Source organism: Rhodococcus sp. CX, from assembly GCF_015865005.1.
GTDB lineage: Bacteria > Actinomycetota > Actinomycetes > Mycobacteriales > Mycobacteriaceae > Rhodococcus.
This window is the reverse complement of the sequence record NZ_JADZGH010000038.1, coordinates 1-5407: the sequence shown is the minus strand read 5'-3', so window position 1 is coordinate 5407 and position 5407 is coordinate 1. Positions and strand designations below refer to the sequence as shown.

6 protein-coding genes are annotated in these 5407 nt (G+C 70.9%); 4 read left to right on the top strand and 2 right to left on the bottom strand.

Features of this window, described 5'->3' with window-relative positions:
- On the top strand, nt 1–724 hold a 724-nt coding region (locus I0Q12_RS03680; RefSeq protein ID WP_197250648.1), incomplete at its 5' end, for a copper resistance D family protein.
- Between the two features lie 11 nt (nt 725–735).
- Here the strand turns inward: I0Q12_RS03680 and I0Q12_RS03675 are convergent.
- Complete coding sequence (locus tag I0Q12_RS03675; RefSeq protein WP_197250647.1) at nt 736–1380, bottom strand: UdgX family uracil-DNA binding protein; 645 nt, start codon at nt 1378–1380, stop codon at nt 736–738.
- A gap of 129 nt (nt 1381–1509) precedes the next feature.
- Here I0Q12_RS03675 and I0Q12_RS03670 point away from each other — a divergent pair, with 129 nt between their 5' ends.
- Together I0Q12_RS03670 and I0Q12_RS03665 are read left to right on the top strand one after the other, a co-directional pair.
- Complete coding sequence (locus tag I0Q12_RS03670) at nt 1510–2571, top strand: YbhN family protein (RefSeq protein ID WP_197250646.1); 1062 nt, start codon at nt 1510–1512, stop codon at nt 2569–2571.
- A gap of 66 nt (nt 2572–2637) precedes the next feature.
- A complete protein-coding gene (locus I0Q12_RS03665) occupies nt 2638–3282 on the top strand; it encodes a TetR family transcriptional regulator (RefSeq protein ID WP_197250645.1) in 645 nt (214 codons plus the stop codon).
- 6 nt (nt 3283–3288) lie between these two features.
- Here I0Q12_RS03665 and I0Q12_RS03660 read toward each other — a convergent pair whose 3' ends face one another.
- The gene (locus I0Q12_RS03660) at nt 3289–4041 is read right to left on the bottom strand and encodes an ABC transporter permease (RefSeq protein WP_248675594.1); all 753 of its coding nucleotides are present in this window, start codon (nt 4039–4041) and stop codon (nt 3289–3291) included.
- Between the two features lie 100 nt (nt 4042–4141).
- Here I0Q12_RS03660 and I0Q12_RS03655 point away from each other — a divergent pair.
- On the top strand, nt 4142–5407 hold a 1266-nt coding region (locus I0Q12_RS03655; RefSeq protein ID WP_197250644.1), incomplete at its 3' end, for an MDR family MFS transporter.

Below are 5407 nucleotides of genomic sequence, written 5' to 3'. Positions count from 1 at the left end.
GTGGCGGGCGATCGCCGCATTCGGCGGCGTGTGGCTGATGTGCGAGGGCGCGCTGCTGGTGTTCGAGGCGGCGGCGGTGGCCGGTGTGCCGGTCCCCCGCCTCGACACCGCACGGTTCGCGCAGTTCGCGGGGACCGTGGGCTCCGGGCGGATCGGGGTCGCGGCGTTCGGGTGTGTCGCGGCGTGCACCGTCGTCGCGGTCGTCGCGTACCGGCGAGATGCGTCGTGGCCGACGGCTCCGGTGCTCGCGGTGGCGGCGCCGGCGCTGATCGCGCGACCGGTGTCCGGGCACATGTCGCAGCAGCCTCTGGGTTCGCTGCTCGATGCGTTGCACGTCCTCGCGGCCGGTCTGTGGGTCGGTGTGCTGGTCGCGCTCGCGCTGACGGTGCGCTCTCGGGGCGCGTGGGCCAGGCTGCTGCCGCGCTATTCGACGCTCGCGACGTGGTGCGTCGCGGTGCTGGCCGCGACCGGGGTGATCGACGCGGCGGTGCGGCTGGGCTCGCTGTCCGCGCTGGTCGACACCGGTTACGGCCGCATCGTGCTGGCCAAGACCGTGGTCCTCGCCGGCCTGGTGGCTCTGGGGGCGCGGTGGCGTCGCACGTGGGTGCCCGCCGCGACCGCGCACCGCGCGACCGCGGAAGTGTCGCTGCGCAACGCGGTGCTCGAGGTGTGCGCGACCTCGGTCGCGTTCGGGTTGGCCGCCGCCCTCGCGACCTCCCCCTGAGCGCACCGACTTCAGCCGACGAGACTCGCCGCGCGCCGCAGATCGCGGACCAGGGATTCGAGCGCGTCGTCGCGGCCGGTGCGCATCCGCAGGATCGCCGACGGATGCACGGTCGCGATGATCTGCGGGTCGGACGACAGCTTCAGTTCGGGGTCGGCGTGCAGGACCTGGCCGCGATGTTCGGTGATCCGGAAGGACGGGCCGAGCAGTGCCTGCGCGGCCGTCGCCCCGAGACACACCAGCACGTCGGGGCGGACCGCTTCGAGTTCGGCGAACAGCCACGGCCGGCACGCGATCACCTCGCCGCGCGACGGCTTCTTGTGGATGCGCCGCTTGCCGCCGGCCTCGCGGGCGAACTTGAAGTGTTTGACGGCGTTGGTGACGTAGACGTCGCCGCGGTCGATCCCGGCCTTCTCGAGGGCACGGTCGAGCAGGTGCCCGGCGGGCCCGACGAAGGGCTCGCCGGCGCGGTCCTCCTGGTCGCCGGGTTGTTCGCCGACGAGCAGCAGCCGCGCGGTCGCGGGTCCGTCCCCGAAGACGGTGGGACCCGCGTATCGGTACAGATCACAGCCGCGGCATCCGGCGGCCGCGGACGCGAGGGCGTCGAGGTCGGTGCTCGCCGGCAGGTACTGTTCGGCGCCGGGATGTTTGGCCATACCTGCTGGATACCCGGTGTTCGGTACCGGAACCGTGCGACCCCCCAGCGGTCGTATGAAATGTCACAGAAATAAAAGATTGCACCGCTGCAGAGTTACGATCGGCCGACCGATCCAGGAGACGACCCGATGCCGAGAACCGCGACGACGGCAGCGCAGACTCGCCGCCGCTCGAGGCTGCGCACCGTGGCCCGGCACCCCGCGACACGTGTATTCGTCGGGCTCGCGGTCGTCGCCGCGGCCGCCTGGATCCTCCGCGCCCAGCTTCCCGCCCTGTCCACGATCCGCGACGCCGTGCTCGACGCTCAGGTGCAGTGGGTGATCGGGGCGCTTGCCGTCCAGATGGTCGCGATGCACATGCTGGCCCGCCTGCAGAACGTCGTGGTCTCGGCGTTCGGGGGTGAGATGTCGCGGCGCCGCTCGGAGCTGGTGACCTACGCGTCCACCGCCGTGACGCAGGGACTGCCCGCCGGTGGCGCGTTCGCGGCGGGCTACAACTACCGCTGGCTCACGTTCGCGGGCCTGACGCCCGGTCACGCGGTGGTCGCGCTGACCTTGTCCGCCGGGGTGTCGATGCTGGCCCTGGGCGTGGTCTATTCGGCGACCGTCAGTCCGCGGCTGGCCGAGTGGATGGTCGACGACGTGCTCCACGTCGTCCTCGCGGCATGCGTCGCCGCCGGGATCGCCGTGGTCGTGGCCGCCGCCGAGGTGGCCCGGCGACGCGCGCCCGCCCCGACCGTCGAAATCCCCCCGGATGCCGGTTGGAAGGCGAAACTCGCGAACACGCTCGCCGAGGTCGCCCGGCTCCCGCGGAGGGTGTGGCACCGGGTGTTCGCACTGACCACCGCGAAATGGATGTTCGACCTGTTGTGCCTGATCGCGGCGTGCCTAGCCGTCGGTATCGAGGCGGGGGTCGCCTCCCTCGCCACGCTGCACGTGGCGACGCAGGTGGCCCGGCAGATCCCGTTGACCCCGGGCGGTATCGGCATTGTCGAGGCCGGCCTGGTCGCCGGTCTCGTCGCGCTGGGATTCGACGCCGGACCGGCCGCCGCCGCCGTCGCGATCTACCGCCTGTGCACCTACTGGTTCCCGCTGGTCGCCGGAGCCGGGAGCATTCCGCTGCTGCGGCACGTCGCGCGCCGCGAGTCCGTTCGACTGCCCGAGGACCGGCGCGCACCCGCAGCGGCATAGCCGCTGCGCCGTGGCCACAGCGCCGCGGCACTGCACTACGGTGATACCGATGGCTGGAGGACTCTCGTGACCGATACCGGGCCGAAGCCCTCGCTGCGTTCGCGCAAGCGGGCTCGGACGTGGACCGCGATCCATTCGGCGGCGGCAGCCGCCGCGCTCGCCCACGACCGGCTCGCCGACGTGACGATCGAGTCGATCGTCGCGGAGGCCGATGTCTCCGCACGCACGTTCTTCAACTATTTCGCGTCGAAGGAGGACGCCGTCCTCGGGTTGCGCGCCCCGGCGATCGACGAGCGCACCGCGGCCGAGTTCACCCTCGGCGCCGACGAGGACGCCGTGGAGAAGGTCACCCGCCTGCTGTTCGACGTGCTGCAGAGTTCCGGACCCGGTCCCGAGCAGCGCGAACGGAACGCCGAGCTCACCTGCCGTCATCCGGAGCTGGCGCGCCGCCGCATGGCGCACGTCGACACCGCGCAGTCGCTGGTGTCGGATCTGGTTGCGGAGAAACTCGCCGAGTCCGATCGCCCCGTCACCGGCGGTGTCGGCACCCGCGAGGCCGCGCAGATGCTCGTTCTGTCGGCGGGCGCGATCATCCGGTTCGCGATGCGCTCGTCGATCGCGGAACCGGAGGCCGACGTCGAGACGCTCGTCGACCGGGCGCTCACGGTGTTCCGGGAAGTGACCGGGTTCCGGGCGACGGCGTCCCGCTGAACGCGGTCAGGCCGGGACGGTCGGCCGCGAGCGGACCGGACCGAGACCGCGCGCGACGAGGACCGCGGTGATCGCCGCGGCGGCCATGATCGACGCGAGCACCATGATCTGGAACCGTCCGGCCTCGAGCGGCGACAAGCCCCCGAAAATCGCGCCGACGAACGCGCCGGGGAGCGTCACCAGGCCGGTGGTCTTGGTCTGATCGGTCGCCGGGATCAGCGCGGCGTGCACCGCGACCCGGGTGAGTTCGGCCGTCGACTGGCGCGGGGTTGCGCCGAGCGCGAGCCATCCCTCGACCTCCTCCCAGCGGCTGTCGACGATCTCGAGGAAACGCCGCCCGGCCAGGGCCGCGACGGTCATGGCGTTGCCGATGACGATGCCGCCGATGGCGAGTGCGTAGCGCGGCGACAGTTCGATGGCACCGGTCGCGAACACGATCGCCAGGGCCACCCCCGCACCGGCCAGGATCGCGACCGCGACGATCCCGAGTGTGGCGGTGCCGCGGCCGATCCGGCGCGTCGCGGTCCACGTGGCCACCGCGAACATCACCCCGAGGACGCCCGCCACCCAGCGACCGTCGGTGATGACGCCGCTGAGCACGAGACTGATGAGAGCGAGCTGGACGGCCCCGCGCGCGATCGCGAGTGCGGGCGCGAACCGGTGCGGAACCCCGTACGCCCACAGCACCGCGGTGGCCACGACGACAAGGACGAGCACACCGACCAGTGACTGGGTGAGGACGTGCAGGTCGGCGGTCACCTGTGAAGGCTAGCGACCGCGAACGCGTCGACGGTGGACATCTGCTCAGGGTGCACAGAACGATTCAGCCGGGTCTATTTTTGCAGTAATGTAAATTTCCATGGCCGAAAACTCGGGTGACGCCCCCGCTTCCCAGTCACCCCGCGGGCTGGTGTTCCTGTTCGCCGGGCTCATGCTCACCATGCTGCTGGCCTCGCTGAACCAGACCGTGCTCAACCCCGCGCTGCCGACGATCGTCGGCGAACTGCACGGCGCCGACCTCATGCTGTGGGTCATCACCGTCTACATCCTCGCGTCGACGATCATGATGCCCGCGTACGGCAAGCTCGGCGATCTCTTCGGCCGAAAGCCGTTGCTGCTCGGCGCAATCGGCGTTTTCCTCGTCGGCTCGGTCGTGAGCGCGACCGCCGGCGACATCACCTGGCTCATCGTCGGCCGCACGATCCAGGGTGTCGGCGGCGGTGGTCTGATGATCCTGTCGCAGGCCGCGATCGCCGACGTCATCCCGGCCCGTGAACGCGGCCGGTACATGGGCATCATGAGCGGCGTGTTCGCGCTGTCGTCGGTGGCCGGCCCGCTGCTCGGCGGCTGGTTCACCGAGGGCCCGGGCTGGCGGTGGGTCTTCTGGATCACGGTGCCGCTCGGCCTGCTCGCCGCGACCGCGGCGATCGTGTTCCTGCGACTGCCTGCGAGAACCGGCCCCCGCCCGTCGATCGACGTCGCCGGCATGGCGGTCCTGTCCGTCACCACCACCGGCATCGTGCTGATCGGCACGTGGGGCGGCACGACGTATGCGTGGACGTCCACGACGATCCTCGCCCTGATCGCCGGCACCGTCGCCGCCGCGGCGCTGTTCGTGTTCGTCGAGTCCCGCGCCGCCGAACCCGTGCTGCCGCTGCACCTGTTCCGCGACCGCAACTTCGACCTCATCACCGTGTCCGGCCTGCTCGTGAGTGTCGCGCTGTTCGGTGTCGCCGGATATATGCCGACCTACCTGCAGATGGTCGCCGGGGTCAGCGCCACCGAAGCCGGCCTGCTCATGCTCCCGATGATGGGGTCGCTGTTCCTCACCTCCACCATCGCCGGCCGCGATCAGCACCGAACCGATGATCGGGATGATCTTGTAGCGGCCGGTGTTGCTCACCACGCGGCCGGACTGACATTGCTGTCGCTGCTCACCGTCGACACCGCGCTGTGGGTGCTGTGCTGTTTCCTCGCCGTCGTCGGGGTGGGGTTGGGCATGACCGGGCAGCTCATGGTGCTCGTCGTCCAGAACTCGTTCCCCATCGAAGAGGTCGGCACCGCGACCGCGGGCAACAACTATTTCCGGCAGATCGGCGCGACGCTGGGCTCCGCGGTCGTCGGC